This is a genomic window from Vibrio sp. 704, from assembly GCF_033339295.1.
Genome location: NZ_JAWOUH010000844.1, coordinates 1 through 556 on the forward strand (window position 1 = coordinate 1; position 556 = coordinate 556).

General features: G+C 39.6%; 1 protein-coding gene. It reads right to left on the bottom strand.

Annotated elements, in window-relative coordinates; genetic code table 11:
- Positions 1–435, bottom strand: a 435-nt coding sequence (locus R7R24_RS29465) for a hypothetical protein (RefSeq protein WP_318120559.1), incomplete at its 3' end; no start/stop codon positions are given.
- Positions 436–556: the final 121 nt, after the last annotated feature.

The following is a 556-nucleotide window of genomic DNA, read 5'->3' on the forward strand; positions in this document are numbered from 1 at the left end:
CAGTGAGCCTAATATCGTTGAATCAGTTAGTTGTATATAACTACCGTTATCAACATGGCCATACACATACAGATTGTGAGCGCTAAAAGAATTACGGTTTAGATCTAAGGATAAATTATGGCTAGGGCTACCGATAGTATTTCCACCACCTAAAGATGTATATCGACGTAATACTAATTGTGAGGTGCTTCCCCCTGTAACAATATTATCACCGTAATAGAGATTTACATTACTAGGACACACGTAAACAGAAAGGCCATTGGAATAATAACCATTTGTTGGGCATGGACTAAAAACAGGCACCCATTGACGTTGCCACCTCCCTTTCTCCCTGACCCAATCAACGGTAGGGGTTAGATCATACGTTACAGCAGCAAGTCCTTGAGCACATAACAAAGAGTAGGTTATAGCACCAAGTATTATTCTTTTTTTCATTGCGTTAATCCTTAATCCATATCTCTTGTCTGCGTTCAACTAAATTAATCCCACTACCACATTGCACTGCCGCCTCAATCCGATAAAACACTTGATTATCAAGTTTTTTATCGCCCCCTTT